Origin of the sequence: Maritimibacter dapengensis, assembly GCF_019218265.1 — a bacterium.
GTDB classification, from domain to species: domain Bacteria; phylum Pseudomonadota; class Alphaproteobacteria; order Rhodobacterales; family Rhodobacteraceae; genus Maritimibacter; species Maritimibacter dapengensis.
Window position 1 is genome coordinate 21857 of record NZ_JAHUZE010000003.1, and the last position, 14919, is coordinate 36775.

The 14919-nt window shown below is 63.9% G+C and carries 15 protein-coding genes and 1 riboswitch; of the genes, 5 read left to right on the forward strand and 10 right to left on the reverse strand.

What is annotated here, in order from left to right; translation table 11 throughout:
• Positions 1–16 precede the first annotated feature (16 nt).
• Positions 17–1114: a cytochrome c1 gene (locus KJP28_RS12325; protein ID WP_418887929.1), complete on the forward strand. Its 1098-nt coding sequence runs from the start codon at positions 17–19 to the stop codon at positions 1112–1114.
• 55 nt (positions 1115–1169) lie between these two features.
• On the opposite strand, the gene KJP28_RS12330 is transcribed toward KJP28_RS12325, so the two are convergent.
• Genes KJP28_RS12330 through thiB form a run of 3 tightly spaced genes read right to left on the reverse strand, consistent with a single transcriptional unit; the run spans position 1170 to position 4394 of the window.
• Positions 1170–1868 carry a thiamine ABC transporter ATP-binding protein gene (locus KJP28_RS12330; RefSeq protein WP_218392906.1) on the reverse strand — a complete coding sequence of 233 codons (699 nt, stop codon included), beginning with the start codon at positions 1866–1868 and terminating at the stop codon, positions 1170–1172.
• Entirely contained in the window at positions 1855–3429 is a 1575-nt protein-coding gene (locus tag KJP28_RS12335; protein WP_418887930.1) for a thiamine/thiamine pyrophosphate ABC transporter permease ThiP, read from the reverse strand. Before KJP28_RS12335 ends, KJP28_RS12330 begins: the two co-directional genes overlap by 14 nt.
• Entirely contained in the window at positions 3405–4394 is a 990-nt protein-coding gene (thiB, locus tag KJP28_RS12340) for a thiamine ABC transporter substrate binding subunit (protein ID WP_218392907.1), read from the reverse strand. The genes KJP28_RS12335 and thiB overlap by 25 nt, the downstream gene beginning before the upstream one ends.
• Positions 4395–4443: 49 nt before the next feature.
• Positions 4444–4546, reverse strand: a riboswitch (TPP riboswitch).
• A gap of 198 nt (positions 4547–4744) precedes the next feature.
• Between thiB and aroC the strand changes: the two genes are divergently transcribed.
• Together aroC and KJP28_RS12350 are read left to right on the forward strand one after the other, a co-directional pair.
• The gene (gene aroC, locus KJP28_RS12345) at positions 4745–5848 is read left to right on the forward strand and encodes a chorismate synthase (RefSeq protein ID WP_218392908.1); all 1104 of its coding nucleotides are present in this window, start codon (positions 4745–4747) and stop codon (positions 5846–5848) included.
• A complete protein-coding gene (locus KJP28_RS12350) occupies positions 5848–6780 on the forward strand; it encodes an AEC family transporter (protein ID WP_218392909.1) in 933 nt (310 codons plus the stop codon). The genes aroC and KJP28_RS12350 overlap by 1 nt, the downstream gene beginning before the upstream one ends.
• Here the strand turns inward: KJP28_RS12350 and KJP28_RS12355 are convergent.
• The 3 genes from KJP28_RS12355 to KJP28_RS12365 are packed head-to-tail and all read right to left on the reverse strand — an operon-like array spanning position 6777 to position 8643.
• Positions 6777–7190 (reverse strand): thioredoxin family protein, encoded by a 414-nt coding sequence (locus KJP28_RS12355; protein ID WP_218392910.1) that lies wholly within the window; start codon positions 7188–7190, stop codon positions 6777–6779. The genes KJP28_RS12350 and KJP28_RS12355 overlap by 4 nt on opposite strands.
• An 11-nt stretch (positions 7191–7201) precedes the next feature.
• Positions 7202–7897, reverse strand: a complete 696-nt coding sequence (locus tag KJP28_RS12360; RefSeq protein WP_218392911.1) for a cytochrome c biogenesis CcdA family protein — start codon at positions 7895–7897, stop codon at positions 7202–7204.
• A gap of 59 nt (positions 7898–7956) precedes the next feature.
• Positions 7957–8643, reverse strand: coding sequence for a helix-turn-helix transcriptional regulator (locus tag KJP28_RS12365; protein ID WP_218392912.1), 687 nt, complete (start codon positions 8641–8643; stop codon positions 7957–7959).
• Between the two features lie 74 nt (positions 8644–8717).
• Here KJP28_RS12365 and KJP28_RS12370 point away from each other — a divergent pair, with 74 nt between their 5' ends.
• Complete coding sequence (locus KJP28_RS12370; RefSeq protein ID WP_218392913.1) at positions 8718–9347, forward strand: glutathione S-transferase family protein; 630 nt, start codon at positions 8718–8720, stop codon at positions 9345–9347.
• Positions 9348–9479: 132 nt separating this feature from the next.
• Here the strand turns inward: KJP28_RS12370 and KJP28_RS12375 are convergent, their stop codons facing one another.
• Positions 9480–10379, reverse strand: coding sequence for a DMT family transporter (locus KJP28_RS12375; RefSeq protein ID WP_218392914.1), 900 nt, complete (start codon positions 10377–10379; stop codon positions 9480–9482).
• Positions 10380–10470: 91 nt separating this feature from the next.
• Between KJP28_RS12375 and KJP28_RS12380 the strand changes: the two genes are divergently transcribed.
• Positions 10471–11040, forward strand: a complete 570-nt coding sequence (locus KJP28_RS12380; protein ID WP_218392915.1) for a YdeI/OmpD-associated family protein — start codon at positions 10471–10473, stop codon at positions 11038–11040.
• 59 nt (positions 11041–11099) lie between these two features.
• Here the strand turns inward: KJP28_RS12380 and KJP28_RS12385 are convergent, their stop codons facing one another.
• The 3 genes from KJP28_RS12385 to ade form a co-directional block, all read right to left on the reverse strand.
• Positions 11100–11387: an HU family DNA-binding protein gene (locus KJP28_RS12385; protein ID WP_218392916.1), complete on the reverse strand. Its 288-nt coding sequence runs from the start codon at positions 11385–11387 to the stop codon at positions 11100–11102.
• 159 nt (positions 11388–11546) lie between these two features.
• Positions 11547–13031: an AMP nucleosidase gene (locus KJP28_RS12390; protein ID WP_218392917.1), complete on the reverse strand. Its 1485-nt coding sequence runs from the start codon at positions 13029–13031 to the stop codon at positions 11547–11549.
• Positions 13031–14830, reverse strand: coding sequence for an adenine deaminase (gene ade / locus KJP28_RS12395; protein ID WP_218392918.1), 1800 nt, complete (start codon positions 14828–14830; stop codon positions 13031–13033). Before ade ends, KJP28_RS12390 begins: the two co-directional genes overlap by 1 nt.
• Positions 14831–14919: the final 89 nt, after the last annotated feature.

Here is a 14919-nt window from a genome sequence, read left to right on the forward strand (position 1 = left end):
AAAGGGCAAAGAGACAATGTTGAAGAAACTCACCCTGACCGCGATCACCGCCTTCGCATTCTCGCTCTCCGGAGCGATTGCGCAGGACGATGCCGCCACCGACGAGGCTCCGGCCGAGGAAACCGTGACGGAGGAGGCTCCGGCCACCGAAGAAACGACCACTGAGGAACCGGCAGAGGAAGCGCCTGCGGAAGAAGACGCGACCGAGGAAGAGGCCCCTGCCGAGGAAGCCTCTGACGAGGAAGTGACCGAGGAAGAAGCTCCCGCCGAGGAAGCATCCGAGGAAATGACCGAGGAAGAAGCCCCCGCTGAGGAAGCATCCGAGGAAATGGCCGAGGAACACGGCGAAGAAATGCACGAAGAAGAGCATGCCGAAGATTCCCACGGGAGCGCGCATATCGAGGACATCGCATTCTCGTTCGAAGGCCCGTTCGGCACCTACGACCAGGCACAGCTTCAGCGCGGCCTCAAGGTCTACGCCGAAGTCTGCCGCGCTTGCCACGGTCTGCGCTACGTGCCGATCCGCACGCTCGCCGAACCGGGTGGCCTTGGCTACTCGGAAGACGAAGTGCGCGCATGGGCCGCTGACAACTTCGAAGTGTTCGATGCCGAGCTCGACGATTTCCGCGCCGCGCTCCCGCGTGACAACTTCCCGGCTGTGTCCGGCGAAGGCATGGGCCCGGACCTGTCGCTCATGGCGAAAGCCCGCGCAGGCTTCCACGGCCCCGCCGGCACCGGCCTCGCCCAGCTCTTCAAGGGCATGGGTGGCGCGGAGTACATCGCGGCCTTCCTGACCGGCTTCACCGGTGAAGAGCAGGAAGTCGCGGGTCAGTACCTCTACGAAAACACGGCCTTCGACGGCGGCTGGGTCTCCATGCCTCCGCAGCTCGAAGACGGGCTGATCGAGTATGACGACGGCACCGAAGCCACCGCAGACCAGATGGCGCGCGACGTCGCCGCTTTCCTGATGTGGACGGCGGAACCCAAGATGATGGCCCGTAAACAGGCCGGCTTCGTGGGTGTCATCATCCTCGTCGTGCTCGCTTCGCTTCTGTATCTCACGAACAAGAAGCTCTGGGCGCCGCACAAATACGGCAAGGACATGGATCTCTGATCCATTCCTTGAGGGACAGACAAGAAGGGCGGCTCACGGGCCGCCCTTTTTCGTATCAGGAATCGCCGAGATAAGCGGCGAGTTCCGCAGGCGGATTGGCGAAAATCTCGGCCGTATTGACCGGCGGATGGGCCTCGCCGTCATGGACCAGAACCACGTCATCCGCGATCCGGCGGGCGTCACCCGGCTCATGGCTGACCATGAGAAGCGTCGCCCCGGTTCGCTCGGCGAGGTCGGCCACGAGATCGAGCATCTCAACCCTGAGTGCCGGACCCAAAGCTCCGAACGGCTCATCCAGCAAGAGGAGCGGCTTGTGCCGCAGTAGTGCCCGCGCCAGCGACACCCGCGCCATCTGCCCGCCCGAGAGCGCCCCCGGCTTGCGTCCGCCCAACCCCTCCAGCCCGACCTGCCCCAGTGCCTCTTCGACCTTCGTCTCATCGGCGGGAGACAGGCGCAGCGCAGGCGACAGGCCAAGACCGACATTCTGCGCAGTCGTCAGGTGGGGAAACAGGTTGTTGTCCTGAAAGATCACCGAAACGGGCCGCGCACCCGGCGCCTTGGGGCCAAGATCCTCGCCATCCCAAAGCACCCGGCCCGCCGCCGGCGTCTCGAACCCGGCGATGGCGGACAGAAGCGTCGATTTACCCGCGCCCGACGGTCCGAGGATCGCCACCTTGCGCCCCGTCTCGACGGTGAAATCCGCCGTCAGCGTGAAGTCTTCATAAACGATCCGCAGGTCCTCAACCGTCAACATTCACGCGCCCTCCCCGGTCGAGTAGCCAGAACACGGCAAGGCTCAGCGCCAGCAGCACGAGCGCCGCCCCCGCCGCGTCGTCCATCCGGTATGACGTCAGAAGACGGAAAATCTGGAGCGGCAAAGTCGGCGTGTCGGGGCTGGCAAAAAGCGCGATCACCCCGAGATCGCCCAAGGACAACGCTCCCGCCAAGCCCGCCGAGAATCCGAGCGGGCGCGCCAGCCGAGGCAGCCACAAGCGGCGCAGTCGCGCGGTCCCGCTCATCCCGAGGCTGTCCGCCAGCCGCCCGTACTGCGTCTCGATCTGACTCAGCGCGGGGACCAGAGCGCGCAGCGCAAAGGGCAGCGACATAATCGCGTTAACCAGCGCGGTGACGGGAAGCGCGAGAGCGAAGGGGTCGAGGAACGGGTTGATGACGATGAACAGGCCCATCCCGATAATGAGCGGCGAAGCAACGATGGTGAGCGTGCCCAACCCCTCGACCAGCTTCGACCCCGAGGTCACCGACCACGCCGCGATCGGCAGGGCGAGTAAGAGCGTGACGATGACCGACACCGCCGCAACGCCGAGCGAGCGCGCGGCAGAGGTCCAGACCTGCGACGGCAGCGTGGCGAGCGCGCCAATGCCGTCGAATGCGATTGCAAGGATGGGTAGAATCAAAAACAGCGCCGCAAGCGCGATCCAGCTCGCGTCCAACGCGGTGCGAAGCGGCCCGCGCTGGTCCCACCGCTGCACCGCGCGGTCCAGCCCACCGCCGAAGCCAGAGGGAAGCGCCACGCGCAGCGCGACAATTGCCACCGCCGCCCCCAGCCCGAATTGCACGCAAGCCAGGAGCGCCGCTTTGCCGAGGTCGAAGTCCAGCCGGAAGGCCTCGTAAATCGCAAGTTCGATGGTCGTGGCACGTGGCCCGCCCCCGAGCGCGAGCGCCACCGCGAAAGAGGTCAGGCAGAGCAGGAAAATAACGAGAAACGCGCCCGGCAACACCTCGCGCAGCATCGGGCGTTCGAGGTGGCGTGCGATGTCGCGGGACGTGAACCCGAGGGCTGCGGCAAGCCGGAACCGCTCTCCCGGAATGGCGAGCCAGCCCTGCAGGACGAGCCGCGTGGCAAGCGGCAGGTTGAAAAAGACATGCGCGATGATCACGCCATGAAAACCGTAAATCGAGATCGGCTCGTAACCGAAGGCCATAAGGGACTGCGACACCCAGCCGGAGCGCCCGAAAACCGAGATCAGCCCGAAAACGGCAACAATCACCGGGAGGATGAACGGCGCACCCAGCAGCATCACCAAAGCGCCGCGCCCGACGAACCGCCGTCGGGCGATGGCGCGGGCCACAGGGATCGCCAGGGCCACCGACAGCGCGGCAGACAAAGTGGCCTGCGTCACGGTGAACCGCAACGCCGCCCAATCCGCCGGATCGAACCCGCCCACGCCCTCGGCACGAACAAACACCGCGACGATGGTGCCCAAGGTCAGGGCAAGCACCACGGCGAGCGCAACCGCCCCCGCCGCGACGACCCGCCCCGACATGGACATCACTGGCTGAGGCCCGTGCGCCATTCTTCCAGCGCCTCGTCCCGGATGTCCTGCGCTTCGGAGCCGAGATAGACCAATGCCGTGTCCGGGACATGAAGCCTGTCGAACCCATCGGGCAAACCGTCACGCGGGGTCTTCGCTGGATACATCCAGTTCGTCGTCGGGATCGCCGACTGGAACCCGTCCGTCAGCATGAAATCGAGAAACTGATCGGCCAATGCGTCCTGCTCGGTCGAGGCAACCTTGCCCGCGACTTCGATCTGAAGGTAATGCCCGTTCTCGAACGCCGCCGCAGCTTTGGTGTCGTCATCTTCGGCGATCAGGTGATAGGCGGGCGACGTGGTGTAGGACAGGACCATGTCGGCCTCGCCCTCGGTGAACATGCCGTAGGCTTCCGACCAGCCCTTGGTGACAGTCAGGATGTTGTCCGACAGATCCTCCCAGTAGCCCTGCGCCTCGGCGCCGAAGACCGACTTGACCCAGAGCATCAGCCCGAGACCGGGCGTGGAGGAGCGCGGGTCCTGGATAACGACGGTAAGGTCCGATGCGGCCAGTTCCTCAAGCGACGCCGGAACATCCTCGACCCTGGTCTTGTCGTAGACGAAGGCGAAATAGCCCCAGTCGAACGGCAGGAACATATCGTCGTCCCACTCGATCGGCAGGTCGAGCTGAGGGTCCGTCACGCCATGCTGGGCAAAAAGCTTCGTGTCCCGCGCGGCGGCGGTCAGGTTCGAATCGAGCCCCAGGACCACGTCCGCCTCGGTACGGGTGCCTTCGAGTTGCAGACGCGACAGGATCTCGGCCCCGTCACCAACGGCGACGAATTCAAGATCGCAGCCGTCGCATTGCGCCTCGAACGCTTCTTCGATCATCGGGCCGGGGCCCCATTCCGCGACGAAACTGTCGTATGTGTAAACGGTCAGCGTCTCGGCACTGGCGCCTGTGGCCAGAGTTGCGAGTCCCGCAGCGATGATGGTGGTGGTCTTCATGTCATCCTCCATGTGCTTTGGGCGAAAGGGGGATGACCGTGGCGTTTCGCGCTTTGGTCCAAACCTTCCCTCCGCCGGTATGAGCCGGTTCAGGTTCAACGGGTTCGCGCATTGCATCTCAGCCACGTCACATGGCACCCCGAGGTGAGCCAGACACTATGCACGACCCGGCGCGCTTGCAAGGGGCTGCCGAAATGTGCGCTGACGCGCGCATGTACAAGCCCGCGACCCTTTGGGGTCACGGGCGAAGCGAGGGGCCAGCCCCTCGCGCTCCCCGAAGTATTTGGGGAACAATGAAGTTGAGGTTTTGCGGGGCGTCGGCTACCGAAGCGGGACAAGGAGACAAGGCCATGATGAACAGCTTCGGGCATATCTTTCGCGTGACGACATGGGGCGAGAGCCATGGCCCCGCGCTTGGCGCGACCGTGGACGGTGTGCCGCCCGGCGTGGCGCTCGAGGCGTCGATGCTTCAGCACTGGCTGGATCGGCGCAAGCCGGGTCAGAACAAGTTCACAACCCAGCGGCGCGAAGCGGATGAGGTGCGCATCCTGTCAGGGGTCTACGAGGGGCAGACGACCGGCACGCCGGTGCAGCTCATGATCGAAAACACCGACCAGCGGTCCAAGGATTATTCCGAGATCGCCGAGAAATTCCGGCCCGGCCATGCCGACATCACCTATTGGCAGAAATACGGCATCCGCGATCCGCGTGGTGGCGGGCGATCATCAGCGCGCGAAACCGCGGCACGGGTCGCCGCCGGTGGACTGGCGCGTGAAGCGCTCGCAGCCCTCGCGCCGGGCCTCGACATCAAGGGCTACATGACCCGTATGGGTGTGCATGAGATTGACCGAGAGAAGTTCGACTGGGATCAGATCGAACAGAACCCGTTCTGGACCCCGGATGCGACAGCGGCCGAGGATTGGGCCGTCTATCTCGACGATCTGCGCAAGCAGGGCTCATCCGTCGGCGCGGTGGTCGAAGTGGTCGTGCGCGGCGCGCCCGCCGGCCTTGGCGCACCGATCTATGCCAAGCTCGACACCGACCTCGCCGCCGCGATGATGTCGATCAACGCCGTGAAGGGCGTGGAAATCGGAGAAGGCATGCGGGCTGCCGAATTGACCGGCGAAGAGAACGCGGACGAGATCAGCATGGGCAATGATGGCAAGCCCGTGTTTTCCTCGAACCATGCCGGCGGCATTCTCGGCGGAATTTCCACCGGGCAGGACATCGTCGTGCGGTTCTCCGTCAAACCGACCTCGTCGATCCTGACCCCGCGCAAGACGATCACCAAGTCGGGCGAGCCTGCGGAGATCGTCACCAAGGGCCGCCACGACCCCTGCGTCGGGATCCGCGCCGTTCCGGTGGGCGAGGCGATGGCCGCCTGTGTGATCCTCGATCACCTTCTGCTCCACAGGGCGCAGGTCGGGAACGGGCCGCGCGGGACAATCGGCTGATGCTCGCGATCCTTGGGATCACATTTCCGATCTTTGCCGCCATCGCCCTGGGCTTTGGGCTGGGCCGGTTCGGGTTCTTCACTCCGCCCCAGATCGGGACGCTGTCGAAATTCGTCATAAACATCGCGCTGCCGGCTCTGATCTTTAACGCCGTGGCGAGCCGACCGATCGGCGAGGTGTTTTCGTTTCCCTACATGGCGACGATGCTGGTTGGCGGAGTCCTTACGTTATTGATCTGCTTCGCGTGGTTCTCGCGCACGGGGCCGGTCCGCCGCGCGGTGGCGCTGATGGGGGCGGTCGTGCCGAACTCCGCCTTCATCGGCTTCCCGCTCATGGTGATGGTGTTCCCTGACGACGCGGGTCTGATCCTGTCGATGAACCTGTTGATCGAGAACGTCATCCTGATCCCCTTTCTTCTCGCTGCCATCGAAATGGCGCGCGGGGCCGAGGGGACGGGCGGTGTGCATCTGGGTCAGGTTTTTCTGAGCGTGCTCAAGCGCCCCATGATCATCGGCCTGATCCTCGGGTTGGTGGTGTCGGTTGTCGGACTGACGCTTCCAGCCCCCGTCGACCGGCTCACCACGATGTTCGCCAATTCCGCGTCGGCCATCGCGCTCGTCGTGATCGGCGGGTCGCTCGCCGGACTGTCGACGAAAGGCAACCGCGCCATGGCCGCACAAATCGCTGCGATGAAGCTGATCGTCCACCCGGCGATGGTCGCGCTCGCCGCGGTCGCGCTCATGTCGATGGGTATCGGGCTCGATGCAGACATGCGGGCGGCGGCGATCATTTCCGCCGCAATCTCGTCCTTCGCGATTTACACCTTGCTGGTCGACGGCACGAAGCACGAGGGCCTCGCCTCCCTCGCGCTATTGATCGGCACGGTCGGGTCCTTCGTGACGCTCAACCTCGTGCTTTACCTGCTGACCTAGCTCGTCACGCTCGACAAGGCCGCGTCGAACAGCGCCTTGATCTCGTCGTAACCGGTCTGCGCCACGACACGCGCAAGCTCGGTCCCGTCGGTGCCGACCGCGATCAGGGTCGAGCGGCGTGGAACCTTGAAATCCGTCGTGATCGGCGCGCTCTTGTAGGTGTCCCAGTCGACCTCGATATAGGTCACCTTGTCCTTGTAGTCCGCGTTCTCGGACATGAGCTGCGAGATCACGCGGCGCTGCGCATGGCAGGTCGGGCACCAATCCGCGTAATAGTCGAGCACGACAGGCGACCCGCCGGCGAGTACGCGTTGAAGCGCGCCCTCGGTATAAGCGATCTGCGCGGCATGAGCCAAGGCGGGGGCGAGTGCAGCAGCGGCTGCGGTGGTCAGGAATGCACGGCGGTTCATGGAAATCCTCCCTAGATGGATACGGACAGATCAACGAGCCAGGGCGGGAGTGTCTCCAGCACCCAGATGTCGATCACGTGGTTGATACGGAACAGGATCATCGCCCCGACCAATAAAAACGCGACGCCAAGCACCGGGCGGGACACATTGGCGAACTTTCGAAGCGCGGTGGCACGCAGCCCATAGCCGATGGCGAGGATCAGGGTCGAAACACCAAGCGCGAACATCACCATGATGACGAACGCCCAGCCGAGGTTTTCGCCCTGGCTGGCAAGCGCAATGGCCCCGCCCAGCGTCGGCCCGATGCAGGGGCTCCAGACCGCGCCGAGCAAAAGCCCCGCGCCGAACTGGCCCCAGAGCGACGAGCGGTCGAAGCTGTCCACCCCGCTGTCCGCGCGCGCGGCGAGCCCCGCCGTCGCGCTGGCAAAGACCGCGTTGGCCTGCGGGACGAGCAGAACAAGCCCGAACAGGATCATCAGCACTGCGCCAGCGGTCGCGACGGTTTCTTCGGTCAGGCCGATCGCGTAGCCCACAGTCGAGATCAGCATCCCGAACGTCACGAAACTGACCGACATGCCGGCAGCGAGCGCGACCGGGCCAAGGCGATGCGCCTGAAGCGCCGTGGCGAGCACGATGGGCAGAACCGGCAGAACGCAGGGATTGATGAGCGTCAGAAGGCCCGCGCCGTATGCAAGGATCGGTTCCATGCCTTTCTATGCCCCCAGACATCGCTCACCGTCACCCGACAAGGGCGTGAGGCGATGTTTCAAGCGCCGCCCTGATACGCGCCCAGCATGTCACGCAGGAGCGCGGCGCGGCGGGGGCGAAAGCTTTCGCTCGTCTGGGAAACGGCACGAATTCGGGTCATCTCGAACCGCCGGAAATCGCGTCTAAGGCAACACCAGGCAAGAAGCCACGGCTTGTAGTCGGTGTAGACGACGGAGAGCGGCCAGACACGGCGGTGCGTGTCGGCGCCCTTTCGGTCGGTATAGTCGATCTCGACCGCCCGCTCCTCCCAAGCGGCATCGCGAAGCGTGGCTAGGTGTTCCGGCACCTCTGGTTTGGGCTCGAACGCGTATGACAGCAGCGCAACGTGCTTTGCTTCGGCGGCCTTGCGGTCTGGCAGCGACGCGGTGATCTTCGACAACGCGCGCGCGGCGGCATCGGCAAGCGCCTTGTCGCCCTGCCACCCGAGCCAGCCCAGCCCGAGCACGATCGCTTCAAGCTCGAGCCGGTCGAACATCTGGGGCGGCATCGAGGGGTCTTCGGTCAGCGCATAACCATACCCCGACTCCCCGTCGATCAGCGCCCCCGACGCGCGGAGCGTGTCGATGTCGCGGTAAATCGTGCGCTCGGACACTTCCAACGTCTCGGCCAGCCGCGCGGCCGTCACCGGACTGGGCAGGCGTCGAAGCGCGTCGAGCAGACGAAACAGGCGGTCGGAACGGGCCATGTGTCCTCCTGACGGTTTCTGACAGGGTATGAGGACGATACTGCCTGCAGATCAACTTGCAAAGGAGAGACGCGATGCTCACGCTATATCACGCTTACTGGTCCCGTGCGACGCGGATGCTTGCCTTGTTGCACGAGCTGGATGCCGTGGATCAGGTGAGGCGCGTTCATATCGACATTGCCCGGCAGGCCGGTCAGGGCGAATTCGACGCCCGCAATCCGCACCCGGATCACAAGGTGCCTACGCTTGTCCATGACGCCGCGGTGATCACCGAAAGCGCGGCAATCGCGCTTTACCTGACCGAACTTTTCCCCGAGGCGGGGCTGGCGCCGTCGCCCGGCGAAGCGGATCGCGGCCCGTTCCTGACCTGGCTCGTATATTCGGTCTCGGTAATGGAGCCTGTCTACAACCACCATGCCGCCGCGCTGGACCACCCGATCCTCCGGGCGTCGTTCCGCGGCGTGCCGGAGGTGTCGCAACGTTTGGTCGACACGTTTGCGGACGGGCGCGAATACCTGCTCGGGGATCGGTTCACGGCCGCTGACCTGATGGTGCAATCCCCGTTCCAATGGATGCGCGACTGGGCGCCGGAGGATGCGAAGGTGCAAGCGTGGATCGACCGCGTCGGGTCTCGGCCGTCGCAAGCCTGGGCGCAAAAGATCGACGCGGAACACGCACCGAGCGACATGGAAACTCAGGCTTAAGAAAAACCCGAGGGTTTCCGGGATTCTAGAATTCTAGAATTCTAGAATCCCGGAATCTTCGAGCGACTGAAAACGCTAGCAGAATTTCGAATGGTTAACGGAAAAGGTTAATGCGGCCCCGGAAACCGATCCCTAAGTGGCCGCCCGATCCGCGTTCACCGGTGACTTCGGCGTCTGTTTGGCAAGCTGCACGGCGAGGATGCCCACGGTCACGATCGCGACCCCGATCACGTCGAGCCAGCCAAGCCGCTCACCCAGCAGAACCGCAGCGATGGCGACCCCGAAAAACGGATTGAGAAAGTGAAACGTCGCCGCGCGCACAGCCCCGATGCGTTTCACCAGCTCGAACCAGATCCACGTTGCCGCCAACCCCGGCACGAGCGTCGTGTACGCAAAGGCGAACAGCAGTGTCGGGTTCCAGTTCACCTCGAACGGCTCCAATGCGGCGGCGAATGGCGCCAGAGCGACCGCACCGACGAGCATCTGGAGCCCGACGACCATCAACAGGTTTCCGCCCCCCGACGCGGTCCGAACCGACAGCGTGGCGACGGCGAGCGCGATGGCGGCGATCACGCAGAGCGAGAGACCATACATGTCCACGCCACCCGTGATTCGGCTCCCCATGATCAGCGCCACACCGATGAACCCGATCACCAACCCGGCCACGGCGAGCGGGGCCAGGCGGTCACGGAAGACGATCCAGCCCAGAAGCCCGACGACGAGCGGCATCGTCGACGCGATGATCGAGGCGAACCCCGCTTCGATGGTCTGCATCGCTATGAAATTCAGTCCGAGGTAAAGCGCGTTCTGGCATACGCCGAAGACCACGACCGAAACCCACTGGCCACGCGTAAGCTGGATGCGCTGCCCCATCGCCCGTGCCAGCCCCATCGCCATAAGGCCCGAGATCACGAACCGGATCGCAAGCGCGGTCATGGGCGGTGCGTCCGCGACGATGACCCGCGCCGATGTGAAAGCCGAAGACCATGCGAGGGCGAATACAAGCCCCATGACGATTGCGCGAATATCCATGTGATCCCCTCTCTCCCGCCGGGCGACCCTATCGGATGAAATGCGCAGCACAAGAGGCGACGACCGCCGAAAACCCGGATAAACTGACAACATGACCGACCCGATCGCTTTCGCCACACCCAAGGATCTCGACGCGTGGCTTGCCGCAAACCATGACCGCGAGACGGAGCTTTGGGTGAAGCTCTACAAGAAGGCGAGCGGCATCCCGAGCATCACCTGGGGCGAGATGGTCGAAGCCGCGCTGTGCTGGGGCTGGATCGACGGTCTGAAGCGGTCCCATGACGATGTCAGCTACCTGCAACGCCTCACGCCCCGCAAACCGCGTTCAAACTGGTCCAAGGCGAATGTCGCCCATGTCGAACGGCTGATCTCGGAAGGCCGTATGCAGCCCGCGGGCCTCGTCCATGTCGACGCCGCCAGGGCCGATGGGCGGTGGGAGGCAGCCTATGCCGGTCCCGCAGACATGGTGATCCCCGACGATTTCCTCGCGGCGGTGGCGGCCAACCCGGCGGCGAAAGCGACCTATGACGCGCTGACCCGATCCTGGCTCTATTCGATCTATCACCAGCTTCATTCCGCCAGGAAACCCGAGACCCGCGCCGCCCGGATGGACCGCATGATCGCGCGCATGGCCCAAGGCGAGCCGCCGGTCAAACGATAGCCCGAAACGAAAAGGGCCGCCCGAAAGCGACCCTTTTGCGAATTCGATCTGCGCTCGGCTTAGCCGTTCACGCTGTCCTTCAGAGCCTTGGCGATGGTCATCTTCACCACCTTGTCGGCGTCCTTGTGGATCTGCTCGCCCGTGGCGGGATTGCGAACCATGCGCGCCGGGCGCTCACGGCAGTAGATTTTGCCAACACCGGGGAGGGTCACGGCACCGCCGCCCGACACTTCCTTGGTGATAATCGAAACGATGGCGTCCAGCGCGTTCGAGGCAGCTTTCTTGTCGGCGTCCATTTCATCGGCCAAAGCGGCGACGAGCTGGGTCTTGGTCATCGGTTTCGTCATGTACTTTTCTCCTCACTGTCCCTTCAGAGGGGGTTTCATTGGCGGCATTTAATGGAAAGCGCGCGGGCAGCACAATGGTCTGTGGGTCGAATAGGCAAGAAAACAACGCTTTTCTTGCCAGATTCCGGGGTTTTTTCCCGGTGACGCGGTGTCACACAGTCACAGAAACGCGGTTTCGTCGAACGCCCGCAATTTCCGGCTGTGAATCCGTTCCAGCGGCATATCCCGCAGACGCTCCATCGCCCTTATCCCTATGAGCAGGTGGCGGCTGACCTGCGTGGTATAAAACTCGCTCGCCATGCCCGGAAGCTTCAGCTCACCGTGGAGCGGCTTGTCCGACACGCACAGAAGCGTGCCGTAGGGAACGCGGAACCGAAATCCGTTCGCGGCGATGGTCGCGCTTTCCATGTCGAGCGCCACCGCCCGGCTCTGGCTCAGCCGTTGCACCGGGCCCTGCGTCTCACGCAGCTCCCAGTTCCGGTTGTCGAGGCTCGCCACCGTGCCGGTCCGCATGATGCGTTTAAGCTCGAAGCCTTCCAACTCGGTCACATCCGCTACCGCGTTTTCCAGCGCCACCTGAATCTCCGCCAGCGGCGGGATCGGCACCCAGATCGGAAGGTCGGCGTCGAGCACCTTGTCCTCGCGCAGATAGGCATGAGCCAGCACGAAATCCCCAAGGCTCTGCGAATTCCTGAGCCCCGCGCAATGCCCGACCATCAGCCAGGCATGGGGGCGCAGCACCGCGATATGATCGGTCGCGGTCTTTGCGTTCGACGGGCCGACGCCGATATTGACTAGCGTAATCCCCGCGTTCCCCGCCCGCTTGAGGTGATACGCCGGCATCTGCGGCAGCTTCGGCAGGATCGGGATTTCGCCGTCGGGTGTCGTAATTTCCACATTCCCCGGCCCGATGAAAGACGTGTATCCGCTGTCGGGATCGCCCAGCGCCTTGCGCGCGAAAGCTTCGAACTCGTCCACGTAAAACTGGTAGTTGGTGAACAGGACATGGTTCTGGAAATGCTCCGCGCGGGTCGCGGTGTAATGCGACAGGCGAGCGAGCGAGTAGTCTACCCGCTGCGCCAGGAACGGCGCAAGTGGATGCGACCCGTCCTCGTGCACGTATTCCAGCCCATTGACGATATCGTCATGCGTGTTCGACAAGTCCGGCACATCGAACACATCGCGCAAGGGAAACGGCATTGCGCCTTCCTGCGGAATGGTGATGTCCGACCTCCCCGCAACGGCGAAATGGACCGGCATGGGTGTCGTCGACCATCCGACCGAAATCGGGACACCATGATTTGTCAGAAGCAGGTCGATCTGCTGTGTCAGGTAGTTTCGAAAAAGATCGGGCCGTGTAATCGTTGTCGAGTAGGTTCCCGGCCCGGCAACATGGCCGAACGACAGGCGGGAATCGGTCGACGCATGACTTGTCGTCCGAATGCGCAACTCCGGATAAAACGCGCGAAACCGGGTTTCCGGCTGTGTCGTGCTGAGGGCCATCTCTGAAAACGTCTGGGCCAGAAAATCGCAGGCTTCATCGTAAAGCGTGCAAAGCTTCTCGACCGCCTCCGAAGCATCGGTGAAAAACTCCGGCTCACCAGTCTGCGGTGTCTCGATTGGCAGGGTCAGATCGGCGGACATCAATTTTCCTCGAATAACTCGGTCAGTTCGAATTTCGTGACATCGACAAGGCCGAGGTCCGAAATCCTGAGCTCGGGGATCACCACGAGCGCGAGCAGCGAATGCTGCATGTAGGCGTTGTTCAGCGTGCAGCCGCATTCGGCCATCGCCTCGACCATGCGGCCCGCCTTCGCGGCAACCGTCGCGGCGGGTTCGTCGGACATCAGGCCCGCCACCGGCAATTCGACCAGTGCGATCTCCTCACCGTCCTTGAACACCACGATCCCGCCGCCGACCTCGCCAAGCCGGTTCGCGGCGAGCGCCATGTCGTCGCGACTGGTCCCCACGACGATCATGTGATGGCTGTCATGCGCCACGGTCGAAGCCATCGCCATCCGACCTTTGTATCCGAAGCCCGACACGAAGCCGTTGGTCACGCCGCCGGTGCCCCGGTGTCGCTCGACCAGCGCGATCTGCGCGATGTCGTTCTCCTCGTCCGGCTCCACCGTGCCGTCCGCAACCTGAAGGTCGGCGGTGAGCGTCTTGGTCGGGGCCTGGTTTTCGACCACGCCGATCACCTTCGCCGTCACCGAATTGGCCCCCTCGGGGGCCTCGATGACGAAATCACCGGCCTCCAGCACCTTGCCGAGTTTCACCGTGTCACGCGCATGGGCGGGCCAGTCGAGATGCGGGCAGTCGACTGCGATCACCCCGTCCTGCGCGACGGTCACGCCACGGGCGAACACGCGCTCGATGGGCAACTCCGTCAGGTCCGAGGTCAGGATCATGTCCGCCCGCCGCCCCGGCGCGATCGAGCCAAGCTCACGTTCAAGCCCGAAATGCGTCGCGGTGTTGATCGTGGCCATCTGAAGCGCGATCAACGGGTCGCAACCGCAAGCAATCGCGTGGCGCACCACCCGGTTCATATGACCGTCGTTGACCAGCGTCCCGGAATGGCTGTCATCGGTGCACAGGATGAACCCGCGCGGGTCCAGCCCCTTTTCCGTGACCGCCGTGATCTGGCTCTCCACGTCGTACCACGCCGAGCCCAGTCGCATCATCGAGCGCATCCCCTGCCGCACCCGCGCAATCGCGTCGGCTTCGCAGGTGCCTTCGTGATCGTCTGCGGGGCCACCTGCGGCATAAGCGTGGAAATCCGGGCCAAGGTCGGGGCTGGCATAATGGCCGCCCACGGTCTTGCCCGCCGCCTGTGTCGCAGCGATCTCGGCCAGCATCTTGTCGTCGCCGTGGATCACGCCGGGGAAGTTCATCATCTCGCCCAGACCGATGATCCCCGGCCATGTCATCGCCTCGGCCACGTCCTCGGGCGTAATCTCACGCCCGGTGGTTTCCAGCCCCGGCGCCGACGGCGCACAGGAGGGCATCTGGGTGAAGATGTTCACGGGCTGCAAAGCGGCTTCGTCATGCATCAGCCGCACACCTTCCAGCCCCAGCACGTTCGCGATCTCATGCGGGTCGGTGAACATGCTCGTCGTGCCATGCGGGATCACGGCGGCGGCGAACTCGGCAGGGGTGAGCATCCCGCTCTCGATATGCATATGGGCATCGCACAGGCCGGGGATCAGGTATCTGCCCTCGGCGTCGATCACCTCGCGCCCGAGGCAATGGCTCGCGTCCGGCCCGACATAGGCAATCCGACCCTGCGCCACCGCCACATCCCAGTTCTCGAGCACTTCACGTGTATGCACGTTGACCACCCGCGCACCACGGATCACCAGATCCGCCGCTTCGCGACCAGCGGCCACGGCGATAAGATGGGGGGCGACCTCTTGCCAGCTTTTCAGGGAAGTTTCCGTCATGGGTCAATCTTTCGCCGATTCCTTCCGGGCGCAAGGGGTCGCGTTGCGAAACCCGCTTTGCAGGTATAAGTTCACTTAAATCGCATTTG

Excerpts from the sequence above, each read along its gene's own strand:
- KJP28_RS12375 (WP_218392914.1), bottom strand. The coding sequence starts at position 10,379 with ATGGATATTCGCGCAATCGTCATGGGGCTTGTATTCGCCCTCGCATGG.
- ade (WP_218392918.1), bottom strand. The coding sequence starts at position 14,830 with ATGACGGAAACTTCCCTGAAAAGCTGGCAAGAGGTCGCCCCCCATCTT.
- KJP28_RS12350 (WP_218392909.1), top strand. The coding sequence starts at position 5,848 with ATGCTCGCGATCCTTGGGATCACATTTCCGATCTTTGCCGCCATCGCC.
- KJP28_RS12360 (WP_218392911.1), bottom strand. The coding sequence starts at position 7,897 with ATGGAACCGATCCTTGCATACGGCGCGGGCCTTCTGACGCTCATCAAT.
- KJP28_RS12385 (WP_218392916.1), bottom strand. The coding sequence starts at position 11,387 with ATGACGAAACCGATGACCAAGACCCAGCTCGTCGCCGCTTTGGCCGAT.
- KJP28_RS12370 (WP_218392913.1), top strand. The coding sequence starts at position 8,718 with ATGCTCACGCTATATCACGCTTACTGGTCCCGTGCGACGCGGATGCTT.
- KJP28_RS12325 (WP_418887929.1), top strand. The coding sequence starts at position 17 with ATGTTGAAGAAACTCACCCTGACCGCGATCACCGCCTTCGCATTCTCG.
- aroC (WP_218392908.1), top strand. The coding sequence starts at position 4,745 with ATGATGAACAGCTTCGGGCATATCTTTCGCGTGACGACATGGGGCGAG.
- KJP28_RS12380 (WP_218392915.1), top strand. The coding sequence starts at position 10,471 with ATGACCGACCCGATCGCTTTCGCCACACCCAAGGATCTCGACGCGTGG.
- KJP28_RS12365 (WP_218392912.1), bottom strand. The coding sequence starts at position 8,643 with ATGGCCCGTTCCGACCGCCTGTTTCGTCTGCTCGACGCGCTTCGACGC.
- thiB (WP_218392907.1), bottom strand. The coding sequence starts at position 4,394 with ATGAAGACCACCACCATCATCGCTGCGGGACTCGCAACTCTGGCCACA.
- KJP28_RS12355 (WP_218392910.1), bottom strand. The coding sequence starts at position 7,190 with ATGAACCGCCGTGCATTCCTGACCACCGCAGCCGCTGCTGCACTCGCC.
- KJP28_RS12390 (WP_218392917.1), bottom strand. The coding sequence starts at position 13,031 with ATGTCCGCCGATCTGACCCTGCCAATCGAGACACCGCAGACTGGTGAG.
- KJP28_RS12335 (WP_418887930.1), bottom strand. The coding sequence starts at position 3,429 with ATGGCGCACGGGCCTCAGCCAGTGATGTCCATGTCGGGGCGGGTCGTC.
- KJP28_RS12330 (WP_218392906.1), bottom strand. The coding sequence starts at position 1,868 with ATGTTGACGGTTGAGGACCTGCGGATCGTTTATGAAGACTTCACGCTG.